Annotated in this window: 16 protein-coding genes and 1 pseudogene; 11 read left to right on the top strand and 6 right to left on the bottom strand. The window is 60.3% G+C overall.

What is annotated here, in order from left to right; translation table 11 throughout:
* Positions 1–311, top strand: a 311-nt coding sequence (locus L6D82_RS02175; protein ID WP_236187964.1) for a DUF6124 family protein, incomplete at its 5' end; no start/stop codon positions are given.
* 73 nt (positions 312–384) lie between these two features.
* On the opposite strand, the gene L6D82_RS02180 is transcribed toward L6D82_RS02175, so the two are convergent.
* Positions 385–1,101, bottom strand: coding sequence for an SIMPL domain-containing protein (locus tag L6D82_RS02180; RefSeq protein ID WP_129972356.1), 717 nt, complete (start codon positions 1,099–1,101; stop codon positions 385–387).
* 226 nt (positions 1,102–1,327) lie between these two features.
* Between L6D82_RS02180 and L6D82_RS02185 the strand changes: the two genes are divergently transcribed.
* The 4 genes from L6D82_RS02185 (at position 1,328) to L6D82_RS02200 (ending at position 5,834) form a co-directional block, all read left to right on the top strand.
* A complete protein-coding gene (locus L6D82_RS02185) occupies positions 1,328–2,590 on the top strand; it encodes an ATP-binding protein (protein ID WP_011332442.1) in 1,263 nt (420 codons plus the stop codon).
* A complete protein-coding gene (locus tag L6D82_RS02190) occupies positions 2,583–3,143 on the top strand; it encodes a response regulator transcription factor (protein ID WP_003221630.1) in 561 nt (186 codons plus the stop codon). The genes L6D82_RS02185 and L6D82_RS02190 overlap by 8 nt, the downstream gene beginning before the upstream one ends.
* A 96-nt stretch (positions 3,144–3,239) precedes the next feature.
* The gene (locus L6D82_RS02195) at positions 3,240–4,967 is read left to right on the top strand and encodes an ABC transporter ATP-binding protein/permease (RefSeq protein WP_236187965.1); all 1,728 of its coding nucleotides are present in this window, start codon (positions 3,240–3,242) and stop codon (positions 4,965–4,967) included.
* Positions 4,968–5,087: 120 nt separating this feature from the next.
* On the top strand, positions 5,088–5,834 hold the full coding sequence (locus L6D82_RS02200) for a FadR/GntR family transcriptional regulator (RefSeq protein ID WP_102717174.1): 747 nt from the start codon (positions 5,088–5,090) through the stop codon (positions 5,832–5,834).
* A gap of 7 nt (positions 5,835–5,841) precedes the next feature.
* Here the strand turns inward: L6D82_RS02200 and L6D82_RS02205 are convergent, their stop codons facing one another.
* The gene (locus L6D82_RS02205; RefSeq protein WP_102717168.1) at positions 5,842–6,192 is read right to left on the bottom strand and encodes a hypothetical protein; all 351 of its coding nucleotides are present in this window, start codon (positions 6,190–6,192) and stop codon (positions 5,842–5,844) included.
* A gap of 248 nt (positions 6,193–6,440) precedes the next feature.
* On the opposite strand from L6D82_RS02205, the pseudogene L6D82_RS02210 reads away from it, so the two are divergent.
* Positions 6,441–6,704 (top strand): annotated as a pseudogene (locus L6D82_RS02210) (FCD domain-containing protein); the annotation flags it as partial.
* 22 nt (positions 6,705–6,726) lie between these two features.
* On the opposite strand, the gene L6D82_RS02215 reads toward L6D82_RS02210, so the two are convergent.
* The 4 genes from L6D82_RS02215 to L6D82_RS02230 form a co-directional block, all read right to left on the bottom strand.
* A complete protein-coding gene (locus L6D82_RS02215) occupies positions 6,727–7,074 on the bottom strand; it encodes a hypothetical protein (protein WP_102717167.1) in 348 nt (115 codons plus the stop codon).
* Between the two features lie 134 nt (positions 7,075–7,208).
* Positions 7,209–7,583, bottom strand: coding sequence for a hypothetical protein (locus L6D82_RS02220; RefSeq protein ID WP_085746910.1), 375 nt, complete (start codon positions 7,581–7,583; stop codon positions 7,209–7,211).
* A 102-nt stretch (positions 7,584–7,685) separates the two neighbouring features.
* Entirely contained in the window at positions 7,686–7,877 is a 192-nt protein-coding gene (locus L6D82_RS02225; RefSeq protein WP_085746911.1) for an early set domain-containing protein, read from the bottom strand.
* Between the two features lie 11 nt (positions 7,878–7,888).
* Entirely contained in the window at positions 7,889–9,187 is a 1,299-nt protein-coding gene (locus L6D82_RS02230; RefSeq protein ID WP_236187966.1) for a phospholipase, read from the bottom strand.
* 236 nt (positions 9,188–9,423) lie between these two features.
* On the opposite strand from L6D82_RS02230, the gene kdgD reads away from it, so the two are divergent.
* The 5 genes from kdgD (at position 9,424) to L6D82_RS02255 (ending at position 16,092) form a co-directional block, all read left to right on the top strand.
* Positions 9,424–10,335: a 5-dehydro-4-deoxyglucarate dehydratase gene (gene kdgD / locus L6D82_RS02235; protein WP_011332448.1), complete on the top strand. Its 912-nt coding sequence runs from the start codon at positions 9,424–9,426 to the stop codon at positions 10,333–10,335.
* A 61-nt stretch (positions 10,336–10,396) separates the two neighbouring features.
* Entirely contained in the window at positions 10,397–11,836 is a 1,440-nt protein-coding gene (locus L6D82_RS02240; protein WP_085746913.1) for an aldehyde dehydrogenase family protein, read from the top strand.
* Positions 11,837–11,935: 99 nt separating this feature from the next.
* On the top strand, positions 11,936–13,300 hold the full coding sequence (locus tag L6D82_RS02245) for an MFS transporter (RefSeq protein WP_236187967.1): 1,365 nt from the start codon (positions 11,936–11,938) through the stop codon (positions 13,298–13,300).
* Between the two features lie 11 nt (positions 13,301–13,311).
* Complete coding sequence (gene garD / locus L6D82_RS02250; protein ID WP_210711022.1) at positions 13,312–14,865, top strand: galactarate dehydratase; 1,554 nt, start codon at positions 13,312–13,314, stop codon at positions 14,863–14,865.
* Positions 14,866–15,150: 285 nt separating this feature from the next.
* A complete protein-coding gene (locus L6D82_RS02255) occupies positions 15,151–16,092 on the top strand; it encodes an AEC family transporter (RefSeq protein WP_085702465.1) in 942 nt (313 codons plus the stop codon).
* Positions 16,093–16,096 lie beyond the last annotated feature (4 nt).

Here is a 16,096-nt window from a genome sequence, read left to right on the forward strand (position 1 = left end):
AAGAAGCCATGCGCGCCGAAGACCTCGCCCGCAACCGCGAAGCCATCAAACGCGCCCTCGACTATTACCTGTGCCCCAACCCTTCCAAACCGCGCCCGAGCACGATGTACATGGTCACGCCCAACGTCGACACCGAAAGCCTGCTGGCCAACGCCTGCGAATCCCTGGCCTCGGCCAATACCATCGCCAGCAATTTCGCCAATGAGCTTTCGGGCCCGCAGCGCAGTACGGCGCTCGGCATCCAGCAGATCATCATGCTGGCCGAGCTCGCAGTGAACCGCGCGCTGGACCGGGTTGATCCGCAAACCTGACAACACAAATCCCAGGTATAAAAAAACCGGCGATCATCACTGATCGCCGGTTTTTCATTCAGTCGTCATTCAATCACTGCATCAACACTTCAATCGAGCCATCAGCGGTCAGGCTGACCTGGCTGGTGCCGGCTTCGACTTCAGGCGTGACCGGTGCTGCGTCCATGCCGGCGGCTTTCATCATGATCGGGGCGCGCATGTACGGTTGTGGGAAGCCGTTGCTGTTGAGGTTCAGGTTGACGATTTTGTAGCCCTTGCCGCCCAGGGCGTCGGTGGCCAGTTGGGCGCGGGCCTTGAAGGCGGTGACGGCTTCTTTCAGCAGTTTGTCTTCGCTGGCCTTGCGGGTCGGGTCGGCGATGGCGAAGTCCATGCCGCCCATTTTCAGGTCGTTCAGCAGCTCACCGGTGAGTTTGGACAGGGCGGCGAAGTCGGCGCTTTCCAGGCGCAGCTCGGCGCGTTCGCGCCAGCCGGTGATTTTCTGGCCTTTGGTGTCGTAGATCGGGTAGCTGTTGCGGCTGCCCTGGCGCAGGGTGATGTCTTTGACTTGCTTGGCCTGGGCCAGGGCCTTGTTCATGGTGGTGCTGACGTCGGCGGCGAGTTTGGCTGGGTCGGTGTTCTGTTCTTCGGTGTAGAGGGTCACGATCATCAGGTCGCGGGCCACTTCCTGGCTGACTTCGGCGCGCAGGGAAATCTGGTTGTAGTGCAGCTCATCGGCGGCCAGGGCCGGAAGGCTGGCGATGCTGCCGACGGTCAGGGCGAGAAGGGCGGCGCTGCGGCGAAATGTGTGCATGAAAGCTCCTTGATGAGGGCGCAGGTGATGGTTCGGGGGCCTGCGTGAAACCATCAGACTCTAGCTTTTATGATCCGGTTCGCCCAGTTACAACTTCTATACAGATGGGCCTTATAGCCGCCGCGAAGCTTTTTGCCATGTGGTCGTTTGCCGCACTTTCGCCTCTCAAGCCCGCGCCTTGGTTATACTCCGTGCGATCCGCCTGGAGCGCTCATCAGGAGAGCTCATGCTCGCCCCCGTACAACTGACTTCCGCCACTCGCCAGAACCTCTGGCGGCTGACTTTCATCCGCACCCTGGTGCTCGCCGCGCAGGCCGGTTCCGTGGGCCTGGCCTACTGGCTGGATCTGTTGCCGTTGCCGTGGGTGCAACTGGTGATGACCCTCGGCTGTTCGATTCTGCTGTGTGTGTTCACCGCCGTGCGCCTGCGCACTTCGTGGCCGGTCACCGAGCTCGAATACGCGTTGCAACTGGCCTGCGATCTGGTTATCCACAGTGCCTTGCTGTATTTCTCCGGTGGTTCGACCAACCCGTTCGTTTCGTATTATCTGGTGCCGCTGACCATCGCTGCGGTGACGCTGCCATGGCGGTATTCGGTGGTGCTGTCGGGCATTGCGCTGGCCTTGTACACATTGATGCTGACGCACTTCTATCCGCTGGAAACTCTGCCGGTGGCCCGGGAGAACCTGCAGATCTACGGCATGTGGCTGAGTTTTGCCCTCGCGGCAGCGGTGATCACCTTCTTCGCCGCGCGCATGGCTGAAGAGCTGCGCCGGCAGGAAGAGTTACGGGCGATCCGTCGTGAAGAAGGCCTGCGCGATCAGCAATTGCTGGCCGTGGCGACTCAGGCCGCTGGCGCCGCACATGAATTGGGCACGCCGCTGGCGACCATGAGCGTGTTGCTCAATGAAATGCAGCAGGACCACCACGATCCGATGCTTCAGGAAGACCTGAAGGTGCTGAAGGATCAGGTGAAGCTCTGCAAGGAGACCCTGCAACAACTGGTGCGCGCCGCCGAAGCCAATCGCCGGATGGCGGTGGAGATGCAGGACGTCACCGAGTGGCTCGACGAGGCGCTCAATCGCTGGCACCTGATGCGCCCGGAGGCCAGTTATCGCTTCCAGCGTCTGGGGCAGGGCCCGTTGCCGCGTGTAGCGCCGCCGCCGGATCTGACCCAGGCCCTGTTGAATCTGTTGAACAACGCCGCCGACGCCTGCCCGGAAAACCTTCAGGTGACCCTGGACTGGACCGCCGAAGACCTGACCATCAGCATTCGCGACCATGGCGCCGGTGTGCCGCTGGCCATCGCCGAGCAGATCGGCAAACCGTTTTTTACCACCAAGGGCAAAGGTTTCGGCCTGGGCCTGTTTTTGAGCAAGGCCAGCGTGACACGCGCCGGCGGCTCAGTGAAACTCTATAGTCATGAGGAAGGCGGCACGCTCACCGAGCTGCGCCTGCCCCACGGCGCCCGAGGAGAGCAACATGAGTGACGAAATCCAAGTCGAAGGCGAAGAACTGCCGCATTTGCTGCTGGTCGATGACGACGCGACCTTCACCCGGGTGATGGCCCGTGCCATGGCCCGCCGTGGTTTCCGCGTCAGCACCGCCGGTTCCGCCGAAGAAGGCCTGACCATCGCCCAGGCCGATCTGCCGGACTACGCCGCGCTGGACCTGAAAATGGACGGCGACTCCGGTCTGGTCCTGCTGCCGAAGCTGCTGGAGCTGGACCCGGAAATGCGCGTGGTGATCCTCACCGGTTACTCGAGCATTGCCACCGCGGTTGAAGCGATCAAGCGCGGCGCCTGCAATTACCTGTGCAAACCGGCCGACGCCGACGATGTGCTGGCAGCGCTGCTGTCCGAACACGCCGACCTCGACAGCCTGGTGCCGGAAAACCCGATGTCGGTGGATCGCCTGCAATGGGAGCACATCCAGCGCGTGCTGACCGAGCACGAAGGCAACATCTCCGCCACGGCCCGCGCCCTGGGCATGCACCGCCGCACCCTGCAGCGCAAATTGCAGAAGCGCCCGGTTCGTCGCTGAACCTGCGCTGAACGACCATCGCCAGCCCTCGCGATAAAGCGCACCGATCATCTATGATCGGTGCGTGTCTGTTCTTTTCTTTATCGAGCCTTTTCCATGAATCAGAACGCTGAATATTCCGCGGTCAACGATACCGTGCGCGGGCAGTTTTTTCGCAAGGTGTGGGCCATGACCACGCCTTACTGGCGCAGCGAAGAGAAGGGCAAGGCCTGGACGTTGCTGATCGCCGTGATCGCGCTGACGTTGTTCAGCGTGGCGATCTCGGTGTGGATCAACAGTTGGTACAAGGATTTCTATAACGCCCTGCAAAAGAAGGATGAGGCGGCATTCTGGCAGTTGATCCTGTATTTCTGCGGCATTGCCGCGGTGGCAATCCTCGGCGCCGTGTATCGCCTGTACCTGACGCAGATGCTGACCATCCGCTGGCGGGCATGGCTCACCGAGAACCATTTCAAGCGCTGGCTCGGGCACAAAAACTATTACCAGCTGGAGCAGGGCGGTTACACCGACAACCCTGACCAGCGAATTTCCGAAGACCTCAACACCTTCACCAGCAACACCTTGAGTCTCGCGTTGGGCCTGATCCGCACGGTGGTCAGCCTGGTGTCGTTTTCGATCATTCTGTGGGGCGTGTCCGGCAGCATCGAGGTGTTCGGCATCGAGATTCCCGGCTACATGTTCTGGTGTGCGCTGCTGTATGCGGCGGTCGGCAGCTGGTTGACGCACCTGATCGGTCGACGCCTGATCGGCCTGAACAACCAACAACAACGCTTCGAGGCTGACCTGCGCTTCTCCATGGTGCGGGTACGTGAGAACGCCGAGAGCATTGCGCTGTACAACGGCGAACCGAACGAGAATCGTCGCCTGAGCAATCGCTTCGGTCTGGTCTGGCACAACTTCTGGGACATCATGCGCGTGTCCAAGCGCCTGACGTTCTTCACCTCGGGTTACGGCCAGATCGCAATCATCTTCCCGTTCATCGTTGCGGCACCGCGTTACCTGACCGGCAAGATCGAGCTGGGTGAGCTGATGCAGATCAACTCGGCATTCGGCAACGTGCAGGAGAACTTCAGCTGGTTCATCAACGCGTATTCGGATCTCGCCGCATGGCGCGCCACGTGTGATCGTCTGCTGAGCTTCCGTCAGGCGATGACCGACAACGAAGAACGCGCACCGGCCATCGATGTGCAGAATCAGGGCAATGAGCTGAAGGTTCATAACCTGGGCCTCGATCTGGCTGACGGTCGTCACCTGCTGACCAGTGCAGACATGACCGTGGAGCAGGGCGAGCGGGTGATGCTCAGTGGCCGCTCCGGCAGCGGTAAATCCACGCTGCTGCGGGCGATGGGGCATTTGTGGCCGGCCGGGCACGGCAGCATCCGCTTGCCGGCCTCGCGTTATCTGTTCCTGCCACAGAAACCGTATCTGCCGATCGGCACCCTGCGCGACGCCTTGAGTTATCCACAACCGGGCGACACCTACGCGCCCGAGCGTTATGCACAAGTGCTGGAGACTTGCCGTCTGCCGCATCTGGTGGCTCGACTGGACGAGGCCAACCACTGGCAGCGCATGTTGTCGCCGGGTGAACAGCAACGTCTGGCCTTCGCCCGCGCGCTGCTCTATGCACCGCAATGGCTGTACATGGACGAAGCGACGTCGGCGATGGATGAGGAAGACGAAGCCACGCTGTATCAGGCGCTGATCGACCAGTTGCCGGGCCTGAGCATCGTCAGCGTCGGCCATCGCAGCAGCCTCAAGCGCTTCCATCCACGGCATGTGCGGATCGATGGCGGGCACTTGGTGGAACAGACCGTCACGGCCTGATAACACATCATCCTGTGGGAGCGAGCAAGCTCGCTCCCACAGGATGATGCACTGAGTGATCGTACAACCCGCTTGCGCTATGATGCCCCTCAAGCCGATTTTTCGAGACAAACGCAGATCATGGAAAACCCGATCGACACCCCGCGCTTCCCCCGCAAGCGTCGCAGCCTGGCTCAGGAACTGGTGACGGTGCTGACCGAGCAGATCCGCGACGGTCTGCTCAAGCGCGGCGACAAGTTGCCCACCGAGTCGGCGATCATGGAAGCCCACGGCGTCAGCCGCACCGTGGTGCGCGAGGCGATTTCCCGTTTGCAGGCGGCGGGGCAGGTGGAAACCCGTCATGGCATCGGCACCTTCGTGCTCGACACCCCGAGCCCGAGCGGCTTCCGGATCGACCCTGCGACGGTGGTTACCCTGCGTGATGTGCTGGCAATTCTCGAATTCCGTATCAGCCTTGAAGTCGAATCCGCCGGCCTCGCCGCACAACGGCGAAGCGCCGAACAACTGGCCGCCATGCGCGCCGCCCTCGATGCGCTGAATGAAAGTGTCGCCCACGCCAGCGATGCCGTTGCCTCGGACTTCCAGTTCCACCTGCAAATCGCGCTGTCCACCGGTAACCGCTACTTCACCGACATCATGACCCACCTGGGCACCAGCATCATTCCGCGCACTCGCCTGAACTCGGCGCGCCTGGCTCATGACGATCAGCAGCACTACATGAATCGCCTGAGTCGCGAGCACGAGGAAATCTACGACGCCATCGCCCGCCAGGATTCCGATGCCGCCCGCGCGGCCATGCGCCTGCACCTGACCAACAGCCGCGAACGGCTGCGTCAGGCGCATGAAGAGGCGCAGGCTCAGGGTTGAGGGTTGATTACGGTTCGAGGCGTACTGTCAAAGTCGGGGAGGTGACTACATTCGGGCTGCCGGTTTTAGCAATCGTGTAGCGCAAATTAGCCGTAGCTCCCGACACCAGGTTATTGGCAAACGTGCTTTTTGGAATGTCAAAGGTGACAGGGAATAATGGCTGGCTCAGTGTGTATTTAGAACTCCAATTGCTTCCGGTCGAGGTGCTGACGAGCATCTCGATCACGTCGCCGATTGCTGCTTCAGTGTATTGGGACACTGAAGCGGGAGTTGGATCACTCAGCTTCTCAATGTAAGCGACTCCTTTAACTGCCTCTTCCAAGTCAGGTGCGGCTACGACACTTTGTTGTGCGGTCATGATGTAAGTCCTTTTGTCATTGCAATCGAAAAGTGTATGTTCCGGCTCTTGGCCGTTGGCGTCGGGTGATGACGCCAAGAGTATTAGGGCTGGATTGGTTCGTGGCCGCACCTGTAAGAAATAACAGTTTCGACGAGTGGTTGATGGTGATTCAGCTTTCGATGTGCAGAAGCAGTGGTTCCGAGCAAGGCTCAAGACTGGCCTCGTCTGCAAACTTGTAGCGCAGCTCAACGGTACGGTTCAGGTAATTGTCCACTGGCAACCGCTACTTCACCGACATCATGACCCACCTGGGCACCAGCATCATTCCGCGCACGCGGCTGAACTCGGCGCGCCTGGCCCATGACGATCAGCAGCACTACATGAATCGCCTGAGCCGCGAGCATGAGGAAATCTACGAGGCCAGCGCCCGTCAGGATTCCGATGCCGCCCGCGCGGCCATGCGCCTGCACCTGACCAACAGCCGCGAACGGCTGCGTCAGGCCCATGAAGAGGCGCAGGCGCAGGGTTGAACTCCGAAGGGTCGGGAAAACGTCATATGGTGTCGACGATAGACAGCTCTAACGTGTCTGACGGTTGTGGAGTTCCGTTTATTGTTGCGATGAAGTGGATAACTGCGGACCCATTTTTGAATTGATAGTCGAACAGGCTTTTTGAACCCAGAGAGAACTGTTCCTTTTCGACTATGAACGTCGTAAATCTAGCGTGCTTTTCTATAGGGATGCTAAAGCGGTCAGGCTTAACTTCAATTGTTATGTCGATCTGTTGGTTTGCTGCTTTCTCTTCATAAAAGAAATCGAGGAGAAAAGCATCACTCAGTTTCTGGGTGTCCAGCACTCCATTCGGCGCCTGAGGTGCTTCTGCTGCGGCAAGTTTTTGCATGACAAACTCTCCTGGTAGGGGTAAGTGCAATCGTTTTTTACTCCGTAAGTTGAGCGTTCTTGAGGGGCGGAGCGCCACTGTCAGAAATGACAGTGGCGACAAGCGGTCGTAATTGATTCCGCCGCGCGTCACGATCAGGCTTCGATGTAGAGTTTCAACGGCTCCGAACACGGCTCCAGACTGGACTCATCAGCAAACTTGTAGCGCAGCTCAACGGTACTGTTCAGGTACTTTTCCAGTTCGAATCTGGGGATGCTCAGTTCAATCCCGGTCAGGCCGACCATGTCATCCAGTGCGTCATCCCAGACGCCGGTCGGCTCCGACAAACCCTGCCATTCAGGCTCTTCCGGATCATCGCCGAGGATCGGGTACACGTCCCAGTTCGGCGGTGTGTTCTGGCCATCGGGTACCTGAACGATCAGGTCGTCATCCAGCGTCGACAGCCGCAGGATGATCGAGTCGCTGGCATGGTCGGGGAATTGCGGAAGGTGTGCAGCGGCAAACGTCATGCTTTGTTCTCCTTGAAAGATCTGCCGCGATCCTTCGCGGCAGTCGTCGCACTTTACCCGGCGAATCGGTGAGGCGCGCCGGGGCAATCTTGTCCGGGCATTTCAACTGCGGGGCAGAATCGAACGATCCACCCTGACCGCGAGTTTGCCTGGGCCGGGCCTGACGTCGAAGGTCGCCTGGCCCTGAGCATCCACCGACGTGCGGGCGATGGCCACGCCGTCGCGCAGCAGTTGCAGCGGCGCACCTTTCATCGATTGGCCCGAGGCCAGTTCCAGTTTCAATTTAATCGTCATCGAATCGCTCCTTAATTCGTGTTGCCGCTTGGGTGATAGTCCTTGAGCAGCAGGTAAGTGCTCCAGCCCCACCAGTCGTCGACGGTGGCAGTGTCGTTGAGGTTGTTGACGTCCTTGCGCCGCAGCACTTTGTTGTCCTGAAGGCGGAACAGTGGCGAGAAGTTGTTGGCCGGATCCAGCACGGCCGTCAGATCCGGCAGCCGTTGCAGCGCGTTGAAGGTGGTCGGCACATTGCCGCTGGAATACGCGGCATACACCTCGTCTGCCGAATCCTGCACCGCGAGAGTCACCTGATTGCGGTTGTCGGCGTCCGTGGCGTCGAAGTAGCGCTTGTCACCGAACGCCCGCCATTGCTCGCCATGGCCGTTACGCACCTTGAGGCCAAACTTGCTGTCTTCGTCGTGCATGAAGCGAGTGATGAGTGAACCCAGGTCGCTAGGTGTCACGGCGGCGGCCATGGCCTTGCGCGGCACCCGCAAATGCCCGGAAGAAAAAAGGTCGGTGAGGTAGTGGTCGGCGAACGCATTCATCGCGTAGGCCCGTTCCAGTCGCAGTTCGTCCTGACTGGCGTGGGCGGCTGCAGCGGTTTGCAGGGCGGCGGTGTGGCCGGCGATGTAGGCTTGGCGAGCCCATTCGCCGAAGTGGTCGGCGTTGTTCGCGGCCAGTTTCAGGTAGCGACCGAGCGGGAACAGGGCTGAGACAAAACTGCCGCCGCCAGTGATCTTGTTCCACTCTTCCGACAACGTATCTCCCAAAGCGTCATAAGCCTCATGGGGTTGTTTGCCGTCCTTGATCGCCTGTTTAACCGCGTCGATCTCTTTTTGCATGATTGCGAGAATTTGCGTCGCCTCGGTCTTCGAGGTCGTCAGCGCGGCGAGGCTGTCGAAGGCCGCCGTGAAGCGCTGAAGGCGATCGGCCGGGGTCGATCCTTCGTTGATCGGACGGTCGACGATTCCATAGAAATCACCACCCAGCGCCAGCACCTGGCCGTAGGTCAGCGCCAACCCGTTCGGCAGATGCAGCGGCACATTTTGCGCGAGCACCGGCTCGGAATTTTCAACGAAGCGCAGCCGGGTGTTATCGCCGATAGCCGTGTGTTCCGCGCCTTCGAAGCGTAACTGCGGTTTGCCTTTCAAGGCTTGAGCGGTCAGGGCGGTCACGGGTTCGACATCGCTGTGCGAGTCGGCGATGTGCAGCAACAGATGCGGATTTTCGGCACTGAAGGCGATGCCGCCGGGGGTGAAAAGGTCATCGAAACGGGCGATGACCGGTGTGGGTTTTTCAAGGCATTTTGTTAGTTGACCGGACATTTCTTTCTCCTTGATATGTCGTCGGTGGGTTTCTATTTAACTGTATGCATATACAGTTAAATAGAGCCTAGTCGAGAAATCTCCTACGTCAAAAAGAAATCTTGTCTGACAAAAAATGCCCTCCAGCGATGAAATGCAGTTGACGGTTATCTTTTAAGTTGTACGATGACCTACAACTTCGGCGAAGGCTGAATGGTCCACTCACAAAAAAACGTTGCTACCAGGGTGTTCGAATAATGAATCCACAAGAACTGAAGTCCATCCTCTCCGCCGGCCTGCTGTCGTTCCCGGTGACCGATTTCAATGCCCAGGGCGATTTCAACCGCGCTGGCTACATCAAACGCCTGGAATGGCTGGCCCCGTACGGTGCTTCAGCCCTGTTCGCCGCCGGTGGCACCGGTGAATTCTTCTCCTTGGCTGCCAGCGAATACTCGGAAATCATCAAGACTGCCGTCGACACCTGCGCCAGCAGCGTGCCGATCCTTGCCGGTGTCGGTGGTTCGACCCGCCAGGCCATCGAATACGCACAGGAGGCCGAGCGTCTGGGCGCCAAAGGTCTGTTGCTGCTGCCGCACTACCTGACCGAAGCCAGCCAGGACGGCGTTGCCGCCCACGTTGAAGCCGTGTGCAAATCGGTGAACATCGGCGTGGTTGTGTACAACCGCAACGTCTGCCGCCTGACCGCGCCGCTGCTGGAACGTCTGGCCGAGCGCTGCCCGAACCTGATCGGTTACAAGGACGGTCTGGGCGATATCGAACTGATGGTGTCGATCCGTCGTCGCCTTGGCGATCGCTTCAGCTATCTCGGTGGTCTGCCGACCGCCGAAGTCTATGCCGCTGCCTACAAGGCCCTGGGCGTGCCGGTCTACTCGTCGGCGGTGTTCAACTTCATCCCGAAAACCGCGATGGACTTCTACCACGCGATTGCCCGCGAAGATCACGCCACCGTCGGCAAGATCATCGACGACTTCTTCCTGCCGTACCTGGACATCCGCAACCGCAAGGCCGGTTACGCCGTGAGCATCGTCAAGGCAGGCGCCAAGATCGCCGGCTATGACGCAGGCCCGGTGCGTGCGCCGCTGACCGACCTGACCGGCGAAGAGTACGAAATGCTCGCCGCGCTGATCGACAAGCAAGGTGCGCAGTAACACAACTCTATAAACAAGGCCGCTGAGCGATCAGCGGCCTTTTGCGTCAGGAGAATGATTCGTGACCAAGCGCTATGACAACTACATCAACGGTGAATGGGTCGCCGGTAACGATTACTCGGCGAACATCAACCCGTCCGAACTGAGCGACACCATCGGCGATTACGCCAAGGCTGACCTGGCTCAGGTCAACGCCGCCATCGACGCCGCCCGCGCCGCGTTTCCGGCGTGGTCGACCTCGGGCATTCAGGCCCGTCACGACTCGCTGGACAAAGTCGGCACCGAAATCCTCGCCCGTCGCGAAGAGCTCGGCACCCTGCTGGCCCGGGAAGAGGGCAAGACCCTGCCCGAAGCCATCGGCGAAGTGACCCGCGCCGGCAACATCTTCAAGTTCTTCGCTGGCGAGTGCCTGCGCCTGTCCGGCGACTACGTGCCGTCGGTGCGCCCGGGCGTCAACGTAGAAGTCACTCGCGAAGCGCTCGGTGTGGTCGGCCTGATCACCCCGTGGAACTTCCCGATTGCCATCCCGTCGTGGAAAATCGCACCGGCCCTGGCCTACGGCAACTGCGTGGTATTGAAGCCAGCAGATCTGGTACCGGGTTGCGCCTGGGCCCTGGCTGAAATCATCTCCCGCGCAGGTTTCCCTGCCGGCGTGTTCAACCTGGTCATGGGCAGCGGTCGCGTGGTCGGTGAAGCGCTGGTCAACAGCCCGAAAGTCGATGGCATCAGCTTCACTGGCTCCGTCGGTGTGGGCCGTCAGATCGCCGTCAACTGCGTGTCGCGCCAGGCCAAGGTTCAGCTGGAAATGGGCGGCAAGAACCCGCAGATCATTCTCGACGACGCTGACCTCAAGCAGGCGGTCGAGCTGTCGGTGCAGAGCGCGTTCTACTCGACCGGCCAGCGTTGCACGGCTTCGAGCCGACTGATCGTTACCGCCGGGATTCACGACAAGTTCGTCGAAGCCATGGCCGAGCGCATGAAGTCGATCAAGGTCGGCCACGCGCTGAAGGCCGGTACCGACATCGGTCCGGTGGTCTCGCAAGCGCAGCTTGAGCAGGATCTGAAATACATCGACATCGGTCAGTCCGAAGGTGCGCGCGTAGTCAGTGGCGGTGGTCTGGTGACCTGCGACACCGAGGGCTACTTCCTCGCGCCGACTCTGTTTGCCGACAGCGAAGCGTCGATGCGCATCAGCCGCGAAGAGATCTTCGGCCCGGTGGCCAACATCGTCCGCGTGGCCGATTACGAGGCTGCACTGGCCATGGCCAACGACACCGAATTCGGTCTGTCGGCGGGTATCGCCACCACGTCGCTGAAGTACGCCAACCACTTCAAGCGTCATTCCCAGGCCGGGATGGTGATGGTCAACCTGCCGACCGCCGGTGTGGATTACCACGTTCCGTTCGGTGGCCGTAAGGGTTCATCCTATGGCTCACGTGAGCAAGGCCGCTATGCGCAAGAGTTCTACACGGTCGTGAAGACCAGCTACATCGGTTCGTAAATCGCTGCACCCGCGCCGGGCCTTCGCCTGAGGCCCTGCGCGGCACAAGACCAAAGAATGTTTTACCCGCATAAAAATAATCAGTGGGAGTACATCTACATGCAATCGTCCAAGCCGACTCACGTCCGCTATTTGATCCTGCTCATGCTGTTTTTGGTGACCACGATCAACTACGCCGACCGCGCCACCATCGCGATCGCCGGTTCCAGTTTGCAAAAAGACCTCGGCATCGACGCGGTCACCCTCGGCTACATCTTCTCTGCATTCGGTTGGGCCTACGTGGCCGGGCAAATCCCCGGCGGCTGGCTGCTCGATCGCTTCGGCTCGAAAAAAGTCTATGCCCTGAGCATTTTCACCTGGTCGCTGTTCACCGTGCTGCAAGGCTTCGTCGGTGAGTTCGGCATGTCCACGGCCATCGTCGCGCTGTTCATGTTGCGCTTCCTGGTCGGTCTGGCCGAGGCGCCATCGTTCCCCGGCAACGCCCGTATCGTCGCGGCCTGGTTCCCGACCGCTGAACGCGGTACCGCTTCGGCGATCTTCAACTCCGCGCAATACTTCGCGACCGTGCTGTTCGCACCGCTGATGGGCTGGATCGTGTTCTCCTTTGGCTGGGAGCACGTGTTCATCGTCATGGGCCTGCTCGGTATCGTGTTCTCGCTGGTCTGGCTGAAGGTTATCCACAGCCCGCGCCAACACCCGATGGCCAACGAAACGGAAGTGAAGTTCATCGCCGACAACGGCGGCATGGTCGACATGGACCAGAAACAAGGCAAAAAGGCAGACGGCCCGAAATGGGATTACATCCGCCAGCTGCTGACCAACCGCATGATGCTCGGCGTGTACCTGGGCCAGTACTGCATCAACGGCATCACCTATTTCTTCCTGACCTGGTTCCCGGTGTACCTGGTGCAGGAACGCGGCATGACCATCCTCAAGGCCGGTTTCATTGCTTCGTTGCCAGCGATCTGCGGTTTTATCGGCGGCGTCCTCGGCGGGGTGATTTCCGATTATCTGCTGCGCAAGGGCCATTCGCTGACCTTCGCCCGCAAGGCGCCGATCATTGCCGGTCTGCTGGTTTCGAGCAGCATCGTGGCCTGCAACTATGTCGACGTTGAATGGATGGTGGTGGGCTTCATGGCCCTGGCATTCTTCGGCAAAGGCGTGGGCGCGCTGGGCTGGGCGGTGGTCTCCGACACTTCGCCAAAACAGATCGCCGGTCTGAGCGGGGGCCTGTTCAACACCTTCGGCAACATCGCCTCGATCACCACTCCGATCGTCATCGGCTACATCATCAGCTCCACCGGTTCGTTCAAATGGGCGCTGGTGTTCGTCGGCGCCAACGCGCTGGTGGCGGTGTTCAGCTACCTGGTGATCGTCGGCCCGATCAAGCGTGTGGTCCTGAAAGAGCCGCCAACCAACGGTGGTTCCGAAGCGGCTGGTAAATTGTCTCAAGCGCATTCCTGAGGAGCGGCGTCATGCAGTTGATTGAACATTCCGACTCGCCGCGCTACATCCGCCTGCACGAGCGGGACAACGTAGTGGTAGTGGTGAACGACCAGGGCGTGCCGGCCGGCACCGCATTTGCCGATGGCCTGGTGACGGTGGATTTTGTACCGCAGAGTCACAAGGTCAGCCTCGTGGACATTCCCGAGGGCGGCACGGTGATTCGCTACGGCCAGATCATCGGCTACGCGTTGCAGCCGATTCCCCGTGGCAGTTGGGTCAGGGAAGATCAACTGCGCATGCCGACCGCGCCGCCGCTGGACAGCCTACCGCTGTCCACTGATGTGCCGGCCGCGCAGGCTCCGCTGGAAGGCTTCACGTTCGAGGGTTATCGCAACGCCGACGGCACCGTCGGCACGCGCAACATCCTCGGGATCACCACCACCGTGCAGTGCGTCACCGGGGTACTGGATCACGCGGTGAAGCGGATCAAGGACGAACTGTTGCCCAAGTACCCGCACGTCGATGACGTGGTGGCGCTGACCCACAGTTACGGTTGCGGCGTGGCCATCACGGCCACCGACGCTTACATCCCGATCCGCACCGTGCGCAATCTGGCGCGCAACCCGAACCTCGGTGGCGAGGCGCTGGTGATCAGCCTGGGCTGCGAGAAATTGCAGGCGGGGCAGGTGATGCACGAGGACGATGCGTCGGTGGATCTGAGCGAGCCGTGGCTGTATCGCTTGCAGGATTCCAGTCACGGTTTCACCGAGATGATCGAGCAGATCATGGAACTGGCCGAAGTCCGCCTGAAGAAACTCGACCAGCGTCGCCGCGAAACCGTGCCGGCGTCGGAGCTGATCCTCGGCATGCAGTGCGGCGGCAGCGATGCGTTTTCCGGGATCACCGCCAACCCGGCGCTCGGTTATGCCTCGGACTTGCTGCTGCGGGCGGGGGCGACGGTGATGTTTTCCGAAGTCACCGAAGTGCGCGATGCGATCTACCTGCTGACCTCACGGGCCCAGACCAAAACCGTTGCCGAGGAACTGGTGCGCGAGATGGACTGGTACGACCGTTACCTGGCCAAGGGCGAAGCGGATCGCAGCGCCAACACCACGCCGGGCAACAAGAAGGGCGGGCTGTCGAACATTGTCGAGAAGTCCTTGGGCTCGATCGTGAAGTCCGGCAGCAGTGCGATCAGCGGCGTGCTCGGCCCTGGGGAACGTTTCAAGCAGAAGGGGTTGATTTTCTGTGCAACGCCGGCGAGTGATTTTGTCTGCGGTACGTTGCAACTGGCGGCGGGGATGAATCTGCATGTGTTCACTACCGGTCGTGGCACGCCTTATGGGTTGGCGATGGCGCCGGTGGTGAAGGTCTCGACCCGTACGGAGCTGGCTCAGCGTTGGCCGGATCTGATCGATATCGATGCCGGGCGGATTGCTACCGGTCGCGCATCCATCGAGGAGTTGGGCTGGGAGTTGTTCCACTACTACCTGGATGTGGCGAGCGGCAAGCAGCAGACGTGGGCGGAGAAGCACAAGCTGCATAACGACATTACGTTGTTCAATCCGGCGCCGATTACTTGATCGTTGAGTGTTCGGCTTGAGGGATGTGGTGTCAGCACTGGCCATGCCCTCACCCCAGCCCTCTCCCGGGGGGAGAGGGAGCTGACCGAGTTGTCTTTCGTTTTACATCGACCTGAAAAATCGAGTTGATTATGGATTCGGCGACGTAGTTTCAGGTCGATAATTTTCTGGAGCATCCCCGGATCAGTTCCCTCTCCCTCCGGGAGAGGGTTAGGGTGAGGGGCTTTTGAAGGTTTTGGCTTATCATTAGCCCCCTAACGACGCTCACCTCCAAGGCTCCCCGGCATGCTGGCAATCTTCCTCGAAACCCTGAACATCACCGCGCCGGTGTTTGCCATGCTGTTTCTCGGTGTGCTGCTCAAGCGCATCGACTGGATCAACGACAACTTCATCCACACGGCATCGTCGCTGGTGTTCAACGTCACCATGCCGGCGCTGCTGTTTCTCGGCATCCTGCATGCCGACCTGCACGCGGCACTGCAACCGGCGCTGCTGATCTATTTCGCCCTCGCCACGCTGGTCAGTTTTGCCGTGGCCTGGGGCTGGGCGATTTTCCGTTGTCCGCGTGAAGATCGCGGCATCTACACCCAAGGTGCGTTTCGCGGCAACAACGGGGTGATCGGCCTGGCGCTGGCGGCGAGTATGTACGGCGACTACGGGATTTCCCTCGGAGCGATTCTCGCAGCGCTGGTGATCCTCTTCTACAACACCCTGTCGACCATCGTGCTGGCGGTCTACAGCCCGGTGATCAAGTCCGATCCGTGGAGCATCTGCAAAAGCGTGGTCAGCAATCCGCTGATCATCAGCGTGATCGCGGCAGCGCCGTTCGCTTATTTCAAGATCGGTCTGCCGGGCTGGCTGGAAACCTCCGGCCAATACCTGGCTCAAACCACATTGCCGCTGGCGCTGATCTGTATTGGCGGCACGCTGTCGCTGGCGGCGCTGCGCAAGAGCGGCAACATGGCGCTCAGTTCGAGTCTGGTGAAGATGATCGGCCTGCCGGTGATCGCCACGCTGGGCGCATGGCTGTGGGGCTTTCGCGGGGCGGAGCTGGGGATTCTGTTCCTGTACTTCGGCAGCCCAACCGCCGCCGCCAGTTTTGTCATGGCCCGTGCGGCCCAGGGCAATCATGAACTGGCGGCGGCGATCATCGTGCTGACCACGTTGATGGCGGCGATCACCACCAACATCGGGATCTTCTTTCTGCAGTGGGGCGGGTGGATCTGAGGCC

Source organism: Pseudomonas paraglycinae, from assembly GCF_021601625.1.
GTDB lineage: Bacteria > Pseudomonadota > Gammaproteobacteria > Pseudomonadales > Pseudomonadaceae > Aquipseudomonas > Aquipseudomonas paraglycinae.

What these genes read in the sequence shown, in the direction of transcription:
- L6D82_RS02180 (WP_129972356.1), bottom strand. Translation starts at nt 1,101, where the DNA reads ATGCACACATTTCGCCGCAGCGCCGCCCTTCTCGCCCTGACCGTCGGC.
- L6D82_RS02185 (WP_011332442.1), top strand. Translation starts at nt 1,328, where the DNA reads ATGCTCGCCCCCGTACAACTGACTTCCGCCACTCGCCAGAACCTCTGG.
- L6D82_RS02190 (WP_003221630.1), top strand. Translation starts at nt 2,583, where the DNA reads ATGAGTGACGAAATCCAAGTCGAAGGCGAAGAACTGCCGCATTTGCTG.
- L6D82_RS02195 (WP_236187965.1), top strand. Translation starts at nt 3,240, where the DNA reads ATGAATCAGAACGCTGAATATTCCGCGGTCAACGATACCGTGCGCGGG.
- L6D82_RS02200 (WP_102717174.1), top strand. Translation starts at nt 5,088, where the DNA reads ATGGAAAACCCGATCGACACCCCGCGCTTCCCCCGCAAGCGTCGCAGC.
- L6D82_RS02205 (WP_102717168.1), bottom strand. Translation starts at nt 6,192, where the DNA reads ATGACCGCACAACAAAGTGTCGTAGCCGCACCTGACTTGGAAGAGGCA.
- L6D82_RS02215 (WP_102717167.1), bottom strand. Translation starts at nt 7,074, where the DNA reads ATGCAAAAACTTGCCGCAGCAGAAGCACCTCAGGCGCCGAATGGAGTG.
- L6D82_RS02220 (WP_085746910.1), bottom strand. Translation starts at nt 7,583, where the DNA reads ATGACGTTTGCCGCTGCACACCTTCCGCAATTCCCCGACCATGCCAGC.
- L6D82_RS02225 (WP_085746911.1), bottom strand. Translation starts at nt 7,877, where the DNA reads ATGACGATTAAATTGAAACTGGAACTGGCCTCGGGCCAATCGATGAAA.
- L6D82_RS02230 (WP_236187966.1), bottom strand. Translation starts at nt 9,187, where the DNA reads ATGTCCGGTCAACTAACAAAATGCCTTGAAAAACCCACACCGGTCATC.
- kdgD (WP_011332448.1), top strand. Translation starts at nt 9,424, where the DNA reads ATGAATCCACAAGAACTGAAGTCCATCCTCTCCGCCGGCCTGCTGTCG.
- L6D82_RS02245 (WP_236187967.1), top strand. Translation starts at nt 11,936, where the DNA reads ATGCAATCGTCCAAGCCGACTCACGTCCGCTATTTGATCCTGCTCATG.
- garD (WP_210711022.1), top strand. Translation starts at nt 13,312, where the DNA reads ATGCAGTTGATTGAACATTCCGACTCGCCGCGCTACATCCGCCTGCAC.
- L6D82_RS02255 (WP_085702465.1), top strand. Translation starts at nt 15,151, where the DNA reads ATGCTGGCAATCTTCCTCGAAACCCTGAACATCACCGCGCCGGTGTTT.